Source organism: Christiangramia aestuarii (genome assembly GCF_009735585.1).
GTDB classification, from domain to species: Bacteria; Bacteroidota; Bacteroidia; order Flavobacteriales; family Flavobacteriaceae; genus Christiangramia; species Christiangramia aestuarii.
On record NZ_VJVW01000005.1, the window covers coordinates 1 to 21,187 of the forward strand.

Consider the following 21,187-nt stretch of genomic DNA (forward strand, 5'->3'; position numbering starts at 1 on the left):
CTAATATGGGGAATAATATTTATTACAATTTTAATCCTTGGAATTATTTCAACAATTAGAGTTCAAAATAAAATTATTAGAAAGCTTTTTATTATTAACCTTTCATTAATCGGTTTAAATATTATTCAAGGTTTTTTCTGATACTAAAATTTAAAAAATATCTTCCAGCATGAATATAGAACTAAAAAACGCGCAACAACAACGGTTCATCGCCAATGAGCGGCAGCCTTAGAAAGAAAATAATTAACTTGACCAACAAATCAATACTAAGCCGACAAATCCGCGTCCCGCACTCCGCCAACTGGCGATAACCGAGACCGTTGCGTTGTGCATAATATTTTATAAGAAAAATTCTGCTTCAATTACTGATCATAATTTGAAAAATCATCTTAACTATCTAATGTCAACAACCAAATATTCAAAATTAAAAATTATAGTAATCGTTGCTTTTCTATGTTTTTCTTGTTCTAAAAAATTTTCAACAACTGAATTAAAAAACAACTTTTCAGAAAGGCAAATAAAGGATTTAGAGTTGTTAACTGCATTTTTTAAAAATCAAATTTGCACGAATAATTCTAAAACGAATTTTAAAAAATGTTTTGAAAATCTTCCACCGGCACCGGAATTTAGACAAGAGGGACACTATCCAATTTCTGACCACATCGACTTTAATGAACAGAAAATTATCTATGATAAAATCTCCAAGTCAACTTTCGAAGAAATCTGGAATCTTTGTGAAAGTTATTATCCAGATTCTGGTAGAAAAACAAAAGAAATTTGTTCTGCCTATAAAGGAAACTATCAAAATTTTTTAATCGAAGTTGGGCTACAAAATGATGCAATAAAGAATTATGCTGAAAGAATTACGGGCTCTGGCGATTTTAACGGATTATTTCTTACCCAACATCATATAATTAAGAATAAAAAAGATTTTGACCTAAACGATCCCAATATTCAATTAATCATTGCAATTCAATATTTGTCAATCAACGACCAATTAAATCGGAATCCAAGACCAAAATTAGATCGAATTCCAAAATTTGAATAAAACACTATGCACAACAACGGTTCATCGCCAATAAGCGGCACCGTTAGAAAGAAAATAATTAACTTGACCAACGAACCAATACTAAGCCGACAAACCCGCGTCCCTTACTCCGCCAACTGGCGATAACCGAGACCGTTGTGCATAATATTTTAAATGAAAATTTCTACTTCTATTGCTAGTGTCCTATTGATAATTTTCAAATACTGTAATAAAAGAGACAATAAAAAATATAGCTTCAAAGTGAAATTTAAAAGTTGAAACTAAAGATGATTAAAAAGCTATTTTTATTAGGACTTCTATTTTTGAATTTGAACTCTTGTTCGGAATCAAAAAAAAGTACCTCAGATTTTAAATTTGAAAAAGGAGAAAGTAGCTTAGAATTGAAAATTGTAAATGGAAATGATTATTTGACTTATAACAAGCCAATTAGAACAGATTTTAAATTAGAGAATATTGATCCAAATACTCTTTCAATTTTTGGAGCTGGAATAAAAATTCTAACAATAGAAAATGGAATAACAAAAACTGAGATAAATGTTCCAGATAATTATTTGGAATCTGACACTCTGAATATAAAATTGCGTTTTGAAATAAATGGAAAAGAAACAAAAACGGAATTCAATGTTCCGATCAAAAGAGAGCAATAAAATACAATGCACAACAACGGTTCATCGCCAATAAGCGGCACCGTTAGAAAGAAATAAATTAACTTGACCAACGAACCAATACTAAGCCGACAAACCCGCGTTCCCTACTCCGCCAACTGGCGATAACCGAGACCGTTGAAACCAATTAAATTTGAAAATTCTGCCTATGCAATTTAGAAAATCATTAATTCTTTTATTTACACTTTATATTTTCTATTCTTTAAATGTTTCCATGTATTCGCAAAACAGCAAAAACGAAAATATTGGAAGAACTGAGTTAAGCAATGATAAAATCAAGGTTTTAAATTTTGGCTCTTTTCATATGGGCATTACCACCGATGCCAATTCCACAGAATTTGATGAAAGAAATAAGAAAAATATTGATTCGGTACATCAAATTGCTAAAACGCTAGCTGATTTTAAACCTACTGTAATAATCGTAGAAAGGACACCTTACTTCAATGAAGAGCTAAAAGAAAATTACCGTGCCTATCTGAAAAATCCTGACACCATATTTAGGAATCAAAGCGAAATAGAACTCATAGCTTTTGAAGTAGGAAGATTATCCGGGACAAAAAGGGTCTATGGAATAGACCATAAATTAGAATACAAATATTATATAGAAAAGGAAATCATAAATACTAATGATTCAATCACTTACAACAACTTTCTAAAGAACCCTTTTAAAAACGATCCAGAGTTAAATGTTGAATTAGAAACCTTATCACTTCTTAATAAGCTTAAATTGATGAATAACCAAAAATTTCTGGATTTTTTGATTGTTGCAAATGCTGATATATTAACTCATGTAGGTACAGCAGGAAATTTTGAAGGAGCCGATGAAGCTGCTAAATATTATAAAAGAAATTTACGAATGTACTCCAATTTGAATCAAATTACCCTGGATGAAGATGACCGGGTTTTCATTCTTATGGGGGCAAGTCAAACAGCGTTTTTCAGGGACTTTATGAGTAGAAGTCCTAAATATGAAATGATTAATACTTTTAAATATTTAAAGTGATTTAATTGTTTATAACGACGGTTCATCACCAATAGAAGGCATTCCAAGCAGGAAAAAATCAACTTGGCGAACCAAAAGATCTTAAGCTGACTCCGGAAACGTCTGGACGCCATCCTTAATTCAGCTAACAGGCGTTACCGAAACTGATGTATACTAGAATTTCAGAGAAAATGCATAAAATAAAATTCATATTCTTCACTGTAATATTCCTATTCATATTTAGTTGTAAAGAAAATCCAAAGAAAAAATTATTGTCTGAAAATGATAAATCAGAAATAAAAACTGAATTAAATAGTGTCTTTAAAACTGATCAAAAATATAGAAGAATGCTTCAAGATACTGTAGATAAGTATGGTTGGAATTCTCCTCAAATTGAAGATTTATGGAAAAGACAAAATAAGTTAGACTCTGTCAACCTAATAAAGGTTTTAAAGATCATTAAAAAAATAAATACATATCCTGGCGATTCTATTGTCGGATATCCAACAAGGAAAGCCGCATTTTTTGTTTTGCAGCACGCACCAAATACTATTCAAGATAAATATTTACCTATGATAATTAAAGCTGCTAAAAATGGCCAACTAGATGAAGATTTAGCAGCCATGTATCATGATCGCTATTTGATGCATCGAGGTTTACCACAAATTTATGGTAGCCAATTTCTGATTAAAACAGAAAAGGATTCAATTACAGGAAAGGAAAAAAAGATCTTCGAATTCTATAAAATTAAAGACACTTCAAAAGTTGATTCCTTACGCAGAATGGTTGGAATGATTCCCCTGGAAGACTATAAACGTATCAATAATATCCAGAATTAGAAATAACAGCATTCATTAACGGTTCAGCCCCATAGGCGTAAGTCTCAGAACTAAAATTACAATCTAAGCCAACAAATCAACTCCCTAAGCGTAGGGACCACTTCCCTCACCCTCCATAACCAACTATAAAACAGGCCGTTGTTCTTCATAAATTCAACCAGGTAAAGACATAAAAACCTATCTTTAGAAAAATGCAATTCTAATGATAAAATTCTTTAGGAAAATTAGAATACAATTATTGAGTGAAAACAAATTCACAAAATATTTACTTTATGCAATAGGTGAAATCATATTAGTAGTAGTTGGAATTTTAATTGCATTACAAATTGATACCTGGAACGATCAACGCAAAACCAAAATAGCAGAAGAAAAATTTTTTAAAAATATTCTACTGGACCTGGAGAAGGACAGTGAGAAACTAAAATATTACAATCATTTTCACGCGAAAAGAATAGAATACCTCGACACATTATTAGTCTATGTTAGAAATCCAAAGAGGAGTATGGGCATAGAAAAATTTGGGAAATATGCCGAACCTTTATATTATTCTGTAAATCCAACTATCTATTCAAGGACATTCGAATCGGCCAAAACAATGGGTGCCTTTAACAATTTTAAAGGTAAAGAGTTATTAAAGGATCTTTCCCAATACTATGCAGATTTTGTTTTGATCGAGAATTCATTTAGCTCAATTACCAGATTTGTGGAAAGTCAATTTGAACCTTTGATGAATACATTACCTGAAGGTTATATGACAGAAAATACAGGTGACCTGGTTATAAATGAAGAAAATGTACAAGAATTCTATGATAAAGTAGCCTCAATCAAAGATAATCGTGCAATTAATTATGATTACGAAAGAATTTTGCGAACTCCATCATTTGAAAATTATATTATTGGAGATATGGGACGAACATATAATGCATTAGGTAAGATAAAAGTAAGACAAGAATTGCTCAATAGGTTAAAGAATAGAATTGAACAAAAATAAAGCAAGTACTACAATGATTCTTGCCAATAAGCGATACCGTTAGGTATAAAATAATTAACTTGACCAACAAACCAATACTAAGCCAATCCAAAAATGTGAGGAAGCTGCACCCTTCTACGCCAATTGACAGTAAAAGAGATAATTGACTTTTATTTATGAAAAAAAATCTACGAAAAATTATCAACAAAGCATTTTCCCTGATTGGATATAATATTATTAGGAAGAATGAATTACAAAAACTTTTTATAGATAAGAAATTTGCTAATGAACTGAAATTTCTATTAAGCTTTCAACCTAAAAATTTAAATAAATATTTTGAAGTAAGAGAATTATCCAAATCACAACTTAGGCAAGATCTTTTTGTTTTGAATGAATTAGAATATAAGAATAACGGATATTTCGTTGAGTTTGGAGGCTGTGACGGAATCCTCCATAGCAACACATATTTACTTGAAAAAGGTTTCAACTGGAATGGAATTATAGCAGAACCTGCTGAAATTTGGCATAATGAAATAGAATCCAATAGAAATGTTTTCATTGAAAAAAATTGTGTTTGGTCTTCTTCAAATCAAGAAATTGAGTTTTATGAACCTGAGATTGCATCATTATCGACTATTAATGGATTTGGAGAAAATGATAAACACAGCGAACTCAGAAAAATCGGAAAAAAATATTCGGTAAAAACTATATCTTTAAATGATTTACTTAAGAAATATAATTCACCAAGAATTATAGACTATTTATCAATTGATACTGAAGGGAGTGAATTAGAGATTTTAAAGAATTTTGATTTCGAAGAATTTAAATTTAGGATTATTACTGTAGAACATAATTACACAGATATTCGTGATTCAATTTTTGAACTTCTTACAAAAAATGGCTATAAAAGGGTAAAAGAAGATTATTCCGAATTTGACGATTGGTATGTATTGCATTCATGAAAAAGTCAACAAATTTTTATCCCAAATATTCGGCTGCCTTGAAAAGAAATTAATTAATCTAATCAAAAAATCAATACCAAGAGGACTTCCAAAGAGGGATGACTTCTCCAATCAAATTCCTGGTAATAACCGAGAGCATTGCGATACATAAAAATGAAATAAAAACTTTACATCAATACTTTAAGTATAAGGAAGACTTCCTTTATCTTAATTCATATTTTATTTTCAACAGGAAATTCTTGGTTAATTTGACTGTTATTCCCAAATTTTATTTCTGCTATATTTATATAGTCCTTGCAAAAAAATCAAGTATTGAATCTGGCACGATAGTTAAGCTTGCGATATTTATAATGCGATATCTATAAATAGAAATCAGAACAACAAATGGTTTTATCCTTACTTTTAATAATTATTGGTTTTGCAGCCTTAATATACGGAGCTAATTGGATGGTTGACGGAGCTTCCTCTTTAGCCAAAAAACATAATATTTCTGATCTAGCGATAGGATTAACTATTGTTGCCTTTGGAACTTCTGCTCCAGAACTGGTAGTAAACTCTGTAGCATCTATTGACGGATTCTCTGATATAGTCTTAGGAAATATCATAGGCAGTAATAATTTTAATCTATTCGTTATCTTGGGAATTGCTGGTTTGGTATATCCTATAAAAGTTCAGTCTTCTACAGCATGGCGGGAAATCCCGATTTCACTAATCATTACTATATTATTGCTCCTACTGGCTAACGACTTTTTCTTAACCACATACTCCGAGATCTCAAGGTTTGATGGTCTTATTTTATTCATCCTCTTTTTGGTTTTCTTATTGTACGTATTTAAACAAATGAAAACCGATGGTGGCGAAGTGGTGGCCTATAAGCCAAAGTCAAATTTGCAAATCTGGAAATTGATCTCGTTTGGTCTCTTAGGCCTTATTATTGGAGGTAAATTAGTTGTTGAAAATAGCATAGCTGTTGCAACAGATTTGGGAGTCAGTCAAAAGATCATTGGTTTAACTATCATTGCTGCCGGAACTTCGCTACCAGAACTGATAACATCAATTGTAGCCGCACTTAAAAAAAACAGTGATATCGCAATTGGAAATGTAATAGGCTCCAATATTTTTAATTTTCTACTTATTCTTTCAGTTAGTTCCTTCATCAAACCAATTAATTATAATGATATTTTCAACCTTGATTTATTCATATTAATTGGAGGAACCTTATTTCTGATTTCAGCAATGTTCACCGGGGAAAGAAAAAAACTTGATAGATGGGAAGCTGCTGTGTTGGTGATATTTTATTTGACCTATACTATTTATTTAATACTGAAGGAGACCTAATAAAACGCCCTCCAATAAGCGGGCAGCATTTGAAAATAATAATTAACTGAAGCTTCCTGGAAACAGGTTTTAGCATGGAATTATATTTTGTGGGTTTTATAATAAAAGGATTGATAACATTAGCAATACTTTGTTTTATAACGACCTATAGCGAGTTTCGGTATATCATTAAAATGCTAACTTTCGTTCAGGACTAAAATTCACAAACGAGCATGGTATCTTGATGTAGAATATTTTGTTTTAAACAGGATCCCGAAATCGTTCATAATAATAGTAAACTTGTAATGGTGCGTAAAGCGAGTTTTCAAAACGCCAATCATACTTTAGTATTAATTCTGCTTCAGTTACTTTGATAAGATAAATATTATCATAAACAAAAATTTTAAACCTGTTGTTTTCAATTAACTCCCAATCATCAATTTCGGAATATAGCGTACAAGTACCATTATTTTTGTAATAGCTATTCTCGAAAACTACTCCATTATTAAATTGTAAAAAACTTGATCCGCAATCCTTGTGATCAAAATCCTGGTAATTAAAATATTTTATTCTTCCGTCGTTATACTCATCTATTCCTACTTTTATAATATTCCATCTACCAACAAATAAATTAGTAGGAGAACTTTCTATTGGCATATCTATATAAATATCAGAACTACCATCACCATCTAATAATCCAAAAAAAATGTTTAGCAAACTATCATTCTTAGTTGTCTCATCATCGTCAATAACTCCGCCTGGATTACCACCAGAAAACACCGGCGATTTAGGTTCATGTGGAGCATCTGATGTGCACGAAACCAATACTATCAAGTACAATATAGATATTGGTAATTTGAATAAATTTTTCATCTTAAATTCAATCTTAAGCACCTATAATAAACGTAGTTAAAAAAGAATTCCGTTATTCTAAGAGAATTTTCATTTGCTAAGTTTTATTTAAAAATACTGAATTTCCGGTATGATAATTTGAGTTCGAGAAAGAGATTTAAAAGGATATTTTTTAAATAATCAGAAGAAGATATTTAGAATTTATTATATAATATTAATAACAATTCCTGCTCTCCACATAAGTATCTACAATTATAAAATCTATCCTGTTAATGGGGTTAAAGTGAAAGTCTGAAACAACATTATTGAAACAGGAATCTTTTAAATCAAAAAACTTATCGAAATTTGTGTGAGTTGAAAGTATATAGTCTAAAAGATGAAAAAAATTTACTTCGATAAATTACAAAGTCTACAGAATGGAATATTATTAGGCATTGCAATCCTCTGCTTTTTAATTTCTGGAATTGAATATTTTACAGAAAAGTTTGAAAATTTAGATAGAATTTTAAGATCTCTCGGACATGTTTGTTTAATCCTTATCTGGTGCAAAATGCTGATTTTCAGATATTATGTATCCTGGAATAAAGCAGGAATCAATATTAGGATCAAATATTTTCTAGGTAAGGGATTTAGCTTCAGAAAAATAAGAAAATTCCAATTAGAGAATGATCAATTAACCATATATAAAATCGGAAATAAGAAATATGAATTCGATTTAAGTAAAGTTGAAAGATCGAGTAAGGAAAAGCTGATGGAAATCTTGGAACAAAATACGGTATGTAATCACGGTTCCCTGCCACTAGACAGTAGTAAGAGATAGAAAATTATAAGCTTCAACAACAAACAAATTCTAAATTTTGCCCAAATTGTTGAAACTATCTACCCTAATTCGCCACTAGTGAAAACCTAGACCGTTAGTCAAAATTAACTTCCGGGGTTTAAGGTAAAAATTATTGATCGGCAAAGGGTATTATATTGAACTATCCATATAGACCTTACCATCTTTCATAACAAAAACAACATTCTTAATGGTATTAAGAAAATCATTCTGAATATCCCCTTTTATAGCAATAATATCGGCAAAAGAACCTTGCTTTAATATCCCAATTTCATTTTCTTTCTTAAGACTTTTTGAAGCCATATAGGTCGCCGATTGAAGAATATTTAGTGGTTTCATACCTGATTCGTAATAGGCTTTGAACATATCCTGAGAGGATACTCCGCGAGACACATGGATATTGGTATAATTATCAGATCCTGCAACTATTATTACTTCTTTTTCTATGGCTTTTTTTAATCTAGCCTTCATATCGTTCATATATCCAGACAACCAATAAAGCTCATTTGGATCTTCTCCCTGTAGTTGGTAATAAGTTTCCATATAATCCAGGCTGTTTTCGGTTGGGACTAAAAAAACCTTTTTTTCAGCCATCAGATTGAGTGTGGAATCGGCTAAAAAAAATCCGTGTTCAATCCCATCCACCCCGGCTCTTATCGCATCCCAGGAAGATTCATTGGTAATGGAATGAGCTGTCACTGTTAGGCCGTTCATATGCGCAGTATTTACAATTGCTTCCATTTCCGGTACAGTTAAACGGGTGTTATTCGGTAGATTATCTGCACAAATCTTGATTAAATCAACGCCCTGATTGATATGTTCCCGGACTGCATTAATAGCATCTTCCGGACTTTTAATAATTCGATATTCATTATTTATGATTTCCTGATATTCCTTTTGAACACCATAAATCTGGCCTCCAGGACCGGACATAATTTGCCCGGCAGCAAAAACTCTGGGCCCCTCAACAGAACCTTCATTAATCGCGTCCCGCAAGGCCACATCTAAAAATTCCCCGGAATTTCCCAAGTCTTTTATTGAAGTAATTCCTACATCGAGATATGATTGAGCTCTTTTTACAGCTCTCAAAGTTCTTAAGGCCTGGCTTTCCAGTACCAGGGTACTTATGCTATGTTCTGCAAAATCATCCTGTGGTTCCTGATCGAATAAAACGTGAGTATGAGAATCAATCAATCCTGGAAGAACTGTATACGCGCTAAGGTTTATTATTTCAGCATCCTTTGGTATATCTATTCTATTTCCAACTTCAATTATTTTATTTCCTTTAATGTGAATTACTCTTTCTTTCAATAAAGCATTTTGCTCACTATCATAAATTGATCCAGCCAGGATAAATTTTTCGACTTCCTGAGCTTCAGTTGGGGGAATAAAAAAAAGTAGAAGGAAAACACAAATAGTTAAAGTGCGAATCATGTAAATTTTAGAATTAAGAGAATAGGGTTTGTGAGCAATAATTTAATTAAAGATAGAAAAACTTTGTAAAACAAGAGTTCATGGCTAATAAGCAATATTCATAGTTATAAAATAATTAACTTGACCAACAAACCAACATTAACCCAAATCCCGAAAGGTCTGGCCGCCTACTTGATCAAATGACTATGAACTAAAACCTTAGTCACCATTTAAACTCAAAATAATATGAATAATAGATTTTCACTTTTAGTTATTTTGTCACTAATCATTTCATCATGTTCTAAGGATAATGAAGATATAACTCCCGTATCAGAGTTAAGTGAATACCAAAAAGAGGTTGTAAATTACTATAAAGATATCGCTTTAGGATTTGAATTCGGTACCGCGAGTAATGTAACTCGGAAATGGTATTCAGATCTTAGAATATTTATTGGTGGAGAGCCAGATATTGAATTACGAAATGAGTTAGAGAAAATTAAAACCGAAATTAATGAATTAGCAACAGATGGATTTAAAGTTAAAATTGTCAATGATTCATTACAATCAAATTATTATATATTCTTTGGCTCCGGGAAAGAATACGCTAAAATTTTTCCAAATCAAGCCAATTTTGTTGATTCTAATTGGGGGTTATTCTATGTTAATTGGAATAGAAGTGATCACTTTACTTCTGGATACATGTATGTGGATATAACCAGAGCCAATGCTACAGAACAAAAACATCTTTTAAGAGAAGAGCTTACACAATCATTAGGGCTAGCTAAAGATTCCCCATTGTATATGGATAGTATTTTTCAATCTTCATGGACAAATACCACTCAATATGCAAGTATCGATAAAGATTTGATCAGACTTCTATATAATCCAAATATGCGTTCCGGGCTAAATGAAAACCAAGTAGATGAAATTTTAAAAGAAATTCTGACCAACGAATAAAAACCCTGCTAGAGAATTATATTTTTATTGCTTTCAATAAAACTGTACCTAATAAAAGTTCATCGTAACTACGCGTTACCGTTAGAAAGAAAATAATTAACTTGAGGAACCAAAATCAATCTAATCCTGGAAGTCAGTAACACTTCCCTAAGCTCATAACATCAGAAAATGGGGAGCGTTCAAAATTCTCGAAAAAACTAAACCAAAAATGAAAGGTTTTATGCCAAGATTTCTATTATATATAATTTGTTTCTGCAACTTAAATTTAAATGCACAGAAAAATGAATTTTCTTTAAATGGTAAAACTTCAAATATCGAAGATGGAACTTATTTGTATCTAAGAGACCTGGTAACAGGAAAGTCTATAGACTCGGCTAAAGTTGAAAAAAACAGTTTTAGAATAGATACATCTCTAGAAGACCAAATGGTGTATGCAATGTTATTTACAAAAGATAAAAAGAAATTCAAGGAGCTCTGGATAGAAGGTGAGAAAATGACTTTCGATTCTTCAAACACAAATTTTAATGATGCATTCGTTAAGGGATCAAAAAGTCAGGATCTTTCCCATAAAATAAAGAGTGAGGTTCATGCAAATATTGTAGAACTACCCAAGGATACTATTAAAAATAGAGAAATTAGTTTCATTGAAAAGTACCCCAATTCGTTAGTTAGTGCTTATTTGTTATTCGGAAATAGAAGAATGACACAGCAGGAAATAAAAGATCTTTATTCCTCTTTATCTATGGAGGTTCGCGAATCTGCTTTAGGTAAGAAAATCAATAAGTCTCTGGAAAAAGATAAGCCTGAAATAGGTGAAAAATATATAGATTTTGAAGTTCAGAATAGTCAGGATCAACTAACACGAATTTCAGATCTTACCGGGCAATTAACACTTATTCATTTTTGGTCATCAACTTGTGGAGGAAGTAGAAAAATGAATTCAACATTAAAAGCAATTAATTCTAAATATCATCTACAGGGCTTAAACATCATTGGTATCTCAAAAGACAAGTCAAAAGAAAATTGGTTAAATGCCATAATTGAGGACAATATTTCCTGGGCTCAGTTAAGCAATTTAGAAGGATGGGATGGAGAAGTATTTAAAGCCTATGGTATTTCCTCCACACCATCCTATATCCTAATTGATAAAAACGGAACAATCATAGCAAAAAATTTAATGAGTCCTGAATTAGAAAATAAGATCAATCAAATCCTAAATTAAATCGGCCCCTTAAATTTTATCGCCACTAAGCGCCCTTAGAAAGAAAAATAATTAACTTGAGCATCAAACCGATACTGAGCCTCTCCCCTTTCTGCTCGGCCATACAATGATGACCGAGGTTGCTGGCGAAAATATTTATTGAATAATTTAATCATGACTAAAATATCCACCCGAACAATTCTTATATCCATAACAGCTATATCCCTATGGATGATTGGAAGTTATTTTATATTAAAAGAACATAATAGTTTTACCACAATTATTATTGTAGCTATGATAATTGGTGCCGGCCTGTATTCTCAAATAAGAAAGGATCTCAGGATCAATTCTAAAAAATAAAATTTCCCACAACAGAAGAACGATGCAAAGCAGAATTGCAATGAGTAATAATTACTTGCCATTTATAGGAAAACTGTTCACCATAACATTAATTGGCCTTATTATCTATTCATGTTCTACCTCCAAAAAGGATTACACCTATTATGACATAGATAACCAGGAAATTTCAAGATCAAAATTCCGGAAAAAAAGGTCTACAAATAAATATTTAGATATCCAGATTGATTCCTTAAACCAGAGAAAACTCATAAAAAGAACCAAAACAGGAAAAATAGATAATATAGAAGTTTACCGTTCTCTCATTTCAAATAAATCTTCTGAAAAGTTAGATTTTTCAAAACCGTTGGTAATCTTATATTATCCAGGAAAAGATCCCTGCAATTCCAGTGGATTGCAGACCGAAGAATTTATTCGGAACTGGTATTCTTCTTTAGAATCTGGCATCCAGCAATTAAATGCAAATAACCCGGTATATCTTTATAAAGATAAGGAGGGATTAGAAAAATATGAAGGTTTGATAAATTGGTATAAAGATCCTGATGGAATTACAGAAAGGTTGTTTTTTAATAATCACTATCCGTGTTCAAGTTTTGTTGTGATTTCTCCAAAAGGAGATTATGTTTCTTATTTTGGAGAATACGGTCCAGAATATGTTTGGAAGGCTGTAAAACTAGTTTCTAAATAACCTTCGATTTACAAGAACCGGTTCATAGTTGACAGACAGAAGCCTTGTAAGGAAAATAATTATCATGTTAAACATACTAAAAATAAGCCAAGCCCTAAGTGTCAAGATCGTATTATCTAACGAATCAGTTATTTCTTACATGGACTTCTACCCTTATTTAATGGGATTCACAAATAGTAAATTTTAAAAAGAAAACTCTAATTATGAAAAGCAAAATATTCCTATTCCTTTTATCCATAGTATCATTCCAGTCCTTATCAGCCCAAAACGAAGAATATCAGGAAATAGAGTTCAAAAAAATCGCCGAAGGAGTCGATTCCCCTATTCCAGACCTCCAAATCGTATGTTTCAACAAATTTTTCAATAAGGATTATTTACCAGAAAAGTTCAGCGAAAAGTATGGTTTAACCGATAGAAGTTTATTCAAAAAGAAAATGCTGGTTGAAATATTCCAGTCCGATCAGGAAGGAACCGGGATAGACAAAATTGAAATAGTAAAAATTTTAGAAGGAAAGGAAAACATTCAGATTGAATACAGGCTTATAAACGAGAATCCTAATAAGGATGATCAAAAACTAGCTCCTTTTATTATTGTTCAGATCCCAAAGTCTAAGAAGAAGATCCAATTCATAAAAGATGGATCTGATCTGGGTCAGGTTCAAAAAGCTTATGTAGATTAATTAACAAGGTACAACAAGGGTTCATTACCAAAAAGCAGAAGCCTTAAAAAGAATTAAATACATGAGATACTCACCGCGTCTGTACCTAAGCCACGGTTCTCCCACTTTTCTAAGCAAAACTTTAGAAGCAACAAGCCTCGAGTATTTAAACTCGAGGCTTGCTTTTATAAAGGTATATCTTAAAATTTAAATTTAAAGCCTCCATTAATGACAAAGCCATCTACAGGAGCATAAATATCCTTGAAATTGGGGTCATCAAGAGTACCGGTATAAACACTGTCGAAACTACTTTGCCGGGTATCGAGGATATTTTCAAAATTCAGAAATAAGGAAAAATGTTCTCCAAGCTTTTTCTCGGTCATTACTCCAAGGATCCAGTATGGATCACCTGTAGTTCCGTCGGTTAATTGCTGTTCACTATAATAGTAAGCTTCGAGGCCAATCCAAAAATTATCATGTTTCTCATACATCAAAACATTATTTAGCCGGTGTTGAGCTACCAGTGGATATTGCTGCGTATCACCATTATAATGCTGATTCACATCAGCCAAAGTATAGCCTATAAATAACTTCAAATCATGATAACTCCAACGCATGTTGGCTTCGATTCCCTTGCTATCTATATAGCCCTCTGGCTGAGAGAATTCGTAAAAGCTTTCTGTACTTTGATTCAACACCAGTGGATCATTTATCCTCGTATAAAATAGTAAAAGGTTAGTAGACAAATTGAGGTCGTTCGTGATGGACCATTTATAATTTCCGTCCAGGTTCAAACCTAGAGATCTTTCGGCTTTGGTATCGTCCATATCTATAGGCAGCACATTTTGAAATTGCAGCCGTTCTACCTCTTCCGTAAATATGCTGGGAGTTTTATATCCCATCCCTCCGCCGGCTCTGAAAGTCAACCGGTCTGAAGGTTCGAACATTAAGGAGAATCTGGGTAACAGGTAGAAACCGTAGTTGCTTTGATAATCACCTCTCAAACCTGTTTCCAAAGTCCATTTTTCCTTAAAATCCCATATGTTCTGAACAAAAGCACCCAGGGTATAATTATTAAAACTGAGATCCTGATCTGGATCTCCCTGTTCCTGGTCAAAGTTTTCGGTCCATAGGTTCACTCCAGCTATCCATTCAGTTTTATCTTGAATAGTTGAAAGATTTATTTCAGAAAAAGAAGAAACCTGGTACCCGGTAAAGGCATAGTCTGGAATTTCGATCTGTCTTTCAAAAAGACTAATACTGTTTTTTAGCTGCAGGGAGGTCTTGTCAGAAAATTTATGATTCCCCAGAAATTGAGTGGAAAAGCGCTCTGTATCATTCCTTTCAAAATAACCTGGTCCGCGTTCATTTTCAACATAGTCGATGGCGCCACCCAATCTATCTTCAGAAACAAAATTAATGCCCAGGTTGAAATCGGTATTTTCATCCAGGTCTACAAATAGTTTAGGATTCAGCGTAAAACGTTCAAATTTCGGGATCGCCGTTAAACCATTGTCAGCGGGATCGTATGGGGTTCCTAAATTATAGGAGGCAAATACAGTGGTTCCCAGTTTCCCGAATTTTTCGGAATAAAAACCACTAAGATCCAGTCCCAGGGCAGAGGTTAGATTGGCCATAAAACTTAATTCCTGCTCATCTTCAGGAGTCTTGGAAATCAAATTTACCAGACCAGCGATCGCTCCACCACCATATAATGTTGAAGAGGCACCCTTAATCACCTCGACCTGTTTGAGATCCAGAGGAGCAATTTGCATAAGACTTAACCCGCCGGAGTATCCCGAATATAATGGAAGGCCGTCCCTTAATAATTGGGTGTACTTCCCATCGAGTCCCTGAATCCTGATACTGGAATTATAACTGGTTGCTGAAGTTTGCTGCGTTTGGATACCGGTACTTTCATTCAGCAACATGCGAATGTCCCCGGGCTTCATATTTCCTTTTTCTGCAAGCTCTTCGCCGGCTATAAACTCAACCCTGGTGGGGATATCCTGAAAGGTTCGGGAACTTCGGGTCGATTCGATGATGATGGTTTCCATCTGCTCTTCAGAAGGATTTAGCAAAATTTCCTGGTTATTCTGTTCTTCAGATAAAGGAAATGTTTTACTTAAAGTTATTGTTTCAAAACCTATATAACTGATTACGATCATAAAATCTCCATTTGGTATATTCCGAAGAATGGCTTTTCCTTCTTCATTGGTGGTAGTTCCAATATTAAGTTGTTGAATGCCAATAGTCACCCCGTAAAGCGGTTCCGTGGTTTCGGCATTTAATATGGTGGTCTCGAATTGATTTTGAGCTATGATCGTACTGCTCGCAAAAAAGAGCAATACAAAAATGATATTTTTCAAACTGATTTTTTTAAAATGACTATATGACTAAGCTTCACTTGAAGTGAAAAAAATTATTTTATATGGTCATACGCTTTGGAGGTTTAAAATCAGGATTCTGGCAGACACTTTTAAATGAATCGAGGTAGGAAGTGAAATTGGTTCCCGGTAATTCATCTTTGACGAAAGCGATTTCCAAATTTTCTTTGATCGCAAATCCGGTACAGCTTCCACAGTTAAAAAAGGGAGAGCATGCCCCGTCCCCGGAGTGATCATCTTCGGTATTGTTATGGTCTTCATTACAATTAGCGTTTTCTCCAATTTCCCCTAGGAAACAACATGGGAAACTGGACAGCGAAAGCACCAAAAATGATATAAAAAGAACAATCAATTTCATGTGTAGCAAAAATACATTTTAATTAAAAAACCTGGAAGTAAGATTGAGATGGGATCTAGCCGAAATAGCAAAAATTTCATCAATAATAAGCGGCACCTTTAAAAAGAAAACAATTTACTTTATCATCGCATAGTTATTAAACAGATTACGTATTTCCAGGACCGCATCTGTGCTTCGCCAATTAATGATAACCGAGCCCATGGTAAATCAGGCTCCAAAAAACTTCAACAAAGAGCAACTTTCATATTAATTATTAAGTTATAAAAAACAATAACCACCCTCCTTCGACTTTAATACCAAAAATTTTAAAAAGAAGAAAAATGTGATAATTGAATTCTATCTAAATTAATTGATTTTAACCCAATCGAAAATGAGCAAACAAAAACCAGCATTTTCTGCTGGTTTAATATTTAAAAAGGAATATATCAGTACGTAATAGTTCCAGCTCCTTTGTGCGAGTATTCACCCATTGGACCACCAAGATCATCTATGCCGATGATATTGTAAACACCATTGTCAATTTGCATGGATCCAGTAGCTCCCTCAAATCTCCCGGTTCCGCCTACAAAGGTAATTGTACCGCTATAGGTAGCTTGAGTTTGCGAAATAAAAACGAAAACAAGCAGAGACCTGGAGAATAATACATCTCCGTTCGCTGCAACTGTCGTGTCATCACTTAGGGATGTGAAAATAAAACTGCCATTTCCAGCATCTTCAAATGATCCAGGTGCAACCGTACCATGAAATTTGCCTAAATGGGTCATTTCCCCAGAAGTAGTGCCTCCAGATCCGTCCCGATTATCCATACCTTCAAGTACTATAGAAATTGGCCTGGTAACATCTTTACCTCCTGTTAAATCAAAGGTTGTTAAATTTTTCTGTGCGGGGTCGGCTGTGCTTTCCGGCGAGCATGATACCATCACCAATACAATTAGTAAAAACGCTAGTTTCCCCAATGTTTCTATGAGAATTTGTTTAATTAGCTTCATAATTTTGTGGATTTAAGAAGTTACATGTAATAAAATCAACTTTTAACATGTATTCCATATAGTATGAACTAAGCTGGGGAAGAAACTCATGTTAATATTAACATACTAAATATAATTAATTTACACGTAAAACTCTATATTTCAGATATTTAAATATAAAAGAATAAGTGTTTAGCTAAAATACATCCACTCCCTACTAGTAATTTAGAATGATGCAGGGCAGAAAAAAGACGGGAATTTAGAGCAATGTTTTTGATAAAGGATGAATGCATAACTCACCAAATTAACCTGTAAATTACTATGCATCATTATTTTAACAGGCAACTTCAGAAAATATTTATCTTTAGAGAAACCAACCTCTAATGATAAAATTCTTTAGAACAATCAGGCGGAAATTACTTTTGGCAGGAAAAACCGGTCAGTATTTGAAGTATGCCATTGGAGAAATTGTACTGGTGGTCATTGGAATTTTAATTGCACTCCAGATCAATAATTGGAACGAAACCAGTAAACTCAAAAAGGAAGAAGTAGTTTACTTAAAAAGACTAAAATTAGATTTAAAGAAAGATACTATCTATTATAATACAAGTATTGACAGAGCCAATCTATTAATTGACCGGAACACTTTATTCTTACAAAAAATATACGATGAACAAAGGTCGATCGATGAAGGCAAGTACCTGATGAATATACCATTATGGGATTCTGAATATCTCACCATACAGGACAATACCTTTCGAGAACTCGTGAGTTCAGGAAAACTAAACATCATTTCCAATCCAGGTTTAAAAGTAGCTGTGGTCGATTTTTATAGAAAAATAGAGGTCCAGGAGAATTATATGAAAGAGTTTAATGAATATTCCAGAGAGCTTATGGCCAATTATGTAAGTACTCATCCGGGAACTATAAAACAAACCCGAAAACCAGATGAGTTGGATAAAATTCTGAATGCCAGCATGTTTCGACTGGAAGACTTTAAATTTCTTAATAATCCTTCTGATTCTCAATTTCAAGCCTTAGAAGACATAGTTCTGGTATATAAAAACAAACATGAGATATTCGTCGATCAGTTTCAAGAATTAAAAAATGTATCAAAAGATTTATTAAACCAAATTGATCAGGAATTGAATGAAAAATAATAACAAAAGCACCAAAAACTTAATTTCAAGGAAAATGTAGACTTAAAAGAAAATAATTAACTTCCACCAGCAAAACAGGTCTTTAAGCAGGTTCCGAAGTTTCTTGATCATGCCTCTGCTCATGGGACACTAAACAACCCAGACCGTTATATGATTTGTCACATTGTTTTTGGAATGTCGTCCTTATTAATAAATACAAGAATGAATAAACTTACAGTTGCATTATTCCTCCTGATTATTTTCTCAGGAAAAATAGGTTATTCTCAGAACCAATTCCAATTTGAAAAGATCGATCCTGTAGAGAAAGGTTTTTCAATTAATAAATTAGATTCAATGGGATCTTTTTTAGAACAGGCTGGATCATCCTCACTTATGATAATAGTTGATGGTAAAATTATTTATGACTGGGGAAACTCTAACAAAAAGCTACTGGTTCATTCAATTCGAAAAGCCCTTTTAAATTCATTGTATGGCATTTATATAGGAAATGGCACAATCGATACCAGCCTTACTTTAAAGGAGCTTAAAATTGATGATATAAATTCATTAACTGAAGCCGAAAAAAAGGCTACTATTGCCGATCTACTAAAATCAAGGTCGGGGATCTATCATAATGCTGCTGCGGTAGCAGAGTCAATGCTGAAAAAAATGCCGGAAAGAGGCTCTCATGAGCCCAATGAAACCTATTATTATAATAACTGGGACTTTAATACCCTAGGATTTATTCTGGAAAAAATAACCGGTGAAAGTCTGTATGACCTTTTTTATCAACATATTGCTCAGCCATTAGGCATGGATTTTTCCAATAACATTATCACAGTTAAAAACCCTGAAGAGGATTGGGAAATTCCCGATGTTGATGGGTTTTACCAATATGAAACTAATAAGTCTAAATATCCTGCCTATCACTTTAGATTAACTGCTAGAGATATGGCCTTATATGGTCAGCTGTATTTAAATAAGGGTAAATGGAATGGAAAACAGATCGTACCAGAGAAATGGATCGAAATTTCCACTGAACCTTATTCGTTAACAAATGAAAAATACGGGATTGGATATGGCATGCTTTGGAATGTTCTAATGCCTAATGAAAACAGAGGGGCTAAATCATTTTATCACACAGGCGTTGGTATTCATATGCTGGGAATTTATCCTTCAGCTGATATGGTTTTAATTCACAGAGTAAATACAGAGAAAGATTACAACTTTCAAGAGGGTGACTTCTATCAAATGATATCGATGGTTTGGAATTCAAAAGAAAACGGTGACCAGTAGTTCTTTTCCCTGCAGACCTGCATTTTCGCTTCCCTAAAAACTTTAAGAGAGAATAGAGAATTTAATTTTTAATTCGAAAAACTAGCTTTATTTCGACTTTCGATGTCGAAAAAGAGAAAAAAGAATTAAATTAGGAATTACATAAAACCCTGAAAAACAGTATCATATATGTTTTCAGTAAAATTCTAATTGTATGTTTAGAGTTTCTTATTTAAAAAAGTCATTTCTGGTAGTAATAGTATTTCTAATTCCTTTATTGAGCTGTAAAACTGATAAGAAAGAGAGGGAGTCTCAAAAAGAAGTTATCATTAAAAAAAATGATTCAGGAAATATAGTTGAAGTGATTACCAATGAAATGGATTTTCAAATGCCTTCCCTCATCAAGTCTGGATGGACAACTTTCAAATACAACAATAAATCTTCAGAAACACATTTTTTCATTTTCGAAAAAATGCCAGAAGGAATAACAATTGAAAATTATAATAATGAATTAGTTCCACCTTTTAAAGCAGCTTTTAATCACCTAATAAACGATGAAGTGGAAAAAGCAATGAAGGAATTTGAGAAAATTCCAGCCTGGTGGAATGATGTAAAATTGGGTGGAGGTGTTGGTTTGATTTCTCCAAAAACTGTTGCGGAATCCACCATTTATATGCACCCAGGAACCTATGTAATGGAATGTTATGTTAGAATGCCAAATGGCATGCCTCATGCGTTTTATGGAATGCTGAAAGAAATTGAAGTGACCAAAGAGAAAAACAATAACGAGGCACCTTCTTTTGATCATGAGATAAGTATTTCAAGTGAAGAAGGGATTACATTTCAAGATTCAATTATGGCAGGAAATTACCAGCTGGCTATTAACTTCAAAGACCAAAAACAATACGAAACACTTTTAGGCCATGATGTGAACTTAGTTAGGCTGGACAATATTTCAAAATTAGATACATTAGGCAAATGGATTAATGCAGCTAATATTAAGGCTTTTAGAACTCCTGTTCCGGAAGGCTTAAGATTTTTAGGTGGTGTAGAAGATCTTGAAGCAGGAGAAAAAGGATTTTTTAAAACTCAGCTAAAGCAAGGCACCTATGTTTTAATCTCTGAGATTCCCAACGCTATAGATCGAAAAATGTATAAAACATTTAAAGTTTATTAAAACACTTACCAACCAATTATAGTGACCAAAAACCAGCTGTAAAACCAATCCTGAATTATATTGATTAGGGATATTAAATGATCCTTGTAAAAAACTTCTAGAAAAGCTCTATTTTAAATTTCTCAAAATCAAAAA

20 protein-coding genes are annotated in these 21,187 nt (G+C 33.0%); 15 read left to right on the forward strand and 5 right to left on the reverse strand.

Annotated elements, in window-relative coordinates; genetic code table 11:
- The first annotated feature begins 400 nt into the window (after positions 1–400).
- The 7 genes from FLP08_RS12805 (at position 401) to FLP08_RS12835 (ending at position 6,804) form a co-directional block, all read left to right on the forward strand.
- The gene (locus FLP08_RS12805) at positions 401–1,048 is read left to right on the forward strand and encodes a hypothetical protein (protein ID WP_156277203.1); all 648 of its coding nucleotides are present in this window, start codon (positions 401–403) and stop codon (positions 1,046–1,048) included.
- A 254-nt stretch (positions 1,049–1,302) separates the two neighbouring features.
- Positions 1,303–1,695 carry a hypothetical protein gene (locus FLP08_RS12810; RefSeq protein ID WP_162431066.1) on the forward strand — a complete coding sequence of 131 codons (393 nt, stop codon included), beginning with the start codon at positions 1,303–1,305 and terminating at the stop codon, positions 1,693–1,695.
- Between the two features lie 166 nt (positions 1,696–1,861).
- Positions 1,862–2,716 carry a DUF5694 domain-containing protein gene (locus tag FLP08_RS12815; RefSeq protein WP_238388495.1) on the forward strand — a complete coding sequence of 285 codons (855 nt, stop codon included), beginning with the start codon at positions 1,862–1,864 and terminating at the stop codon, positions 2,714–2,716.
- Between the two features lie 251 nt (positions 2,717–2,967).
- A complete protein-coding gene (locus FLP08_RS12820; RefSeq protein ID WP_156277206.1) occupies positions 2,968–3,534 on the forward strand; it encodes a DUF6624 domain-containing protein in 567 nt (188 codons plus the stop codon).
- Positions 3,535–3,736: 202 nt separating this feature from the next.
- Positions 3,737–4,525: a DUF6090 family protein gene (locus tag FLP08_RS12825; RefSeq protein ID WP_156277208.1), complete on the forward strand. Its 789-nt coding sequence runs from the start codon at positions 3,737–3,739 to the stop codon at positions 4,523–4,525.
- A 155-nt stretch (positions 4,526–4,680) separates the two neighbouring features.
- On the forward strand, positions 4,681–5,466 hold the full coding sequence (locus tag FLP08_RS12830) for an FkbM family methyltransferase (RefSeq protein ID WP_156277210.1): 786 nt from the start codon (positions 4,681–4,683) through the stop codon (positions 5,464–5,466).
- Between the two features lie 384 nt (positions 5,467–5,850).
- Positions 5,851–6,804, forward strand: coding sequence for a calcium/sodium antiporter (locus tag FLP08_RS12835; RefSeq protein WP_156277212.1), 954 nt, complete (start codon positions 5,851–5,853; stop codon positions 6,802–6,804).
- Between the two features lie 240 nt (positions 6,805–7,044).
- Here the strand turns inward: FLP08_RS12835 and FLP08_RS12840 are convergent, their stop codons facing one another.
- Positions 7,045–7,656 carry a hypothetical protein gene (locus FLP08_RS12840; RefSeq protein ID WP_156277214.1) on the reverse strand — a complete coding sequence of 204 codons (612 nt, stop codon included), beginning with the start codon at positions 7,654–7,656 and terminating at the stop codon, positions 7,045–7,047.
- 355 nt (positions 7,657–8,011) lie between these two features.
- On the opposite strand from FLP08_RS12840, the gene FLP08_RS12845 reads away from it, so the two are divergent.
- Positions 8,012–8,455 carry a hypothetical protein gene (locus tag FLP08_RS12845; RefSeq protein ID WP_156277216.1) on the forward strand — a complete coding sequence of 148 codons (444 nt, stop codon included), beginning with the start codon at positions 8,012–8,014 and terminating at the stop codon, positions 8,453–8,455.
- Between the two features lie 150 nt (positions 8,456–8,605).
- On the opposite strand, the gene FLP08_RS12850 is transcribed toward FLP08_RS12845, so the two are convergent.
- Positions 8,606–9,907, reverse strand: coding sequence for an amidohydrolase family protein (locus FLP08_RS12850; RefSeq protein ID WP_156277218.1), 1,302 nt, complete (start codon positions 9,905–9,907; stop codon positions 8,606–8,608).
- Positions 9,908–10,132: 225 nt separating this feature from the next.
- Here FLP08_RS12850 and FLP08_RS12855 point away from each other — a divergent pair, with 225 nt between their 5' ends.
- The 4 genes from FLP08_RS12855 to FLP08_RS12870 all read left to right on the forward strand — a co-directional run bounded on the left by FLP08_RS12855 (position 10,133) and on the right by FLP08_RS12870 (position 13,769).
- The gene (locus FLP08_RS12855) at positions 10,133–10,843 is read left to right on the forward strand and encodes a DUF2927 domain-containing protein (RefSeq protein WP_156277220.1); all 711 of its coding nucleotides are present in this window, start codon (positions 10,133–10,135) and stop codon (positions 10,841–10,843) included.
- A gap of 220 nt (positions 10,844–11,063) precedes the next feature.
- A complete protein-coding gene (locus tag FLP08_RS12860; protein WP_162431068.1) occupies positions 11,064–12,065 on the forward strand; it encodes a TlpA disulfide reductase family protein in 1,002 nt (333 codons plus the stop codon).
- A 361-nt stretch (positions 12,066–12,426) separates the two neighbouring features.
- Positions 12,427–13,089 carry a hypothetical protein gene (locus FLP08_RS12865; protein ID WP_156277224.1) on the forward strand — a complete coding sequence of 221 codons (663 nt, stop codon included), beginning with the start codon at positions 12,427–12,429 and terminating at the stop codon, positions 13,087–13,089.
- 203 nt (positions 13,090–13,292) lie between these two features.
- Positions 13,293–13,769, forward strand: a complete 477-nt coding sequence (locus FLP08_RS12870; protein ID WP_156277226.1) for a hypothetical protein — start codon at positions 13,293–13,295, stop codon at positions 13,767–13,769.
- 179 nt (positions 13,770–13,948) lie between these two features.
- On the opposite strand, the gene FLP08_RS12875 is transcribed toward FLP08_RS12870, so the two are convergent.
- The 3 genes from FLP08_RS12875 to FLP08_RS12885 all read right to left on the reverse strand — a co-directional run bounded on the left by FLP08_RS12875 (position 13,949) and on the right by FLP08_RS12885 (position 17,416).
- Positions 13,949–16,117 (reverse strand): TonB-dependent receptor, encoded by a 2,169-nt coding sequence (locus FLP08_RS12875; RefSeq protein WP_202912773.1) that lies wholly within the window; start codon positions 16,115–16,117, stop codon positions 13,949–13,951.
- A 58-nt stretch (positions 16,118–16,175) separates the two neighbouring features.
- Positions 16,176–16,493 carry a hypothetical protein gene (locus FLP08_RS12880; protein WP_156277228.1) on the reverse strand — a complete coding sequence of 106 codons (318 nt, stop codon included), beginning with the start codon at positions 16,491–16,493 and terminating at the stop codon, positions 16,176–16,178.
- 425 nt (positions 16,494–16,918) lie between these two features.
- Complete coding sequence (locus tag FLP08_RS12885; RefSeq protein WP_162431070.1) at positions 16,919–17,416, reverse strand: hypothetical protein; 498 nt, start codon at positions 17,414–17,416, stop codon at positions 16,919–16,921.
- Positions 17,417–17,844: 428 nt separating this feature from the next.
- On the opposite strand from FLP08_RS12885, the gene FLP08_RS12890 reads away from it, so the two are divergent.
- From FLP08_RS12890 to FLP08_RS12900, 3 genes are all read left to right on the forward strand, one after another.
- Positions 17,845–18,621 (forward strand): DUF6090 family protein, encoded by a 777-nt coding sequence (locus tag FLP08_RS12890; RefSeq protein WP_156277230.1) that lies wholly within the window; start codon positions 17,845–17,847, stop codon positions 18,619–18,621.
- 201 nt (positions 18,622–18,822) lie between these two features.
- Positions 18,823–19,896, forward strand: coding sequence for a serine hydrolase domain-containing protein (locus tag FLP08_RS12895; RefSeq protein ID WP_156277232.1), 1,074 nt, complete (start codon positions 18,823–18,825; stop codon positions 19,894–19,896).
- Between the two features lie 193 nt (positions 19,897–20,089).
- Complete coding sequence (locus FLP08_RS12900; protein WP_156277233.1) at positions 20,090–21,052, forward strand: hypothetical protein; 963 nt, start codon at positions 20,090–20,092, stop codon at positions 21,050–21,052.
- Positions 21,053–21,187 lie beyond the last annotated feature (135 nt).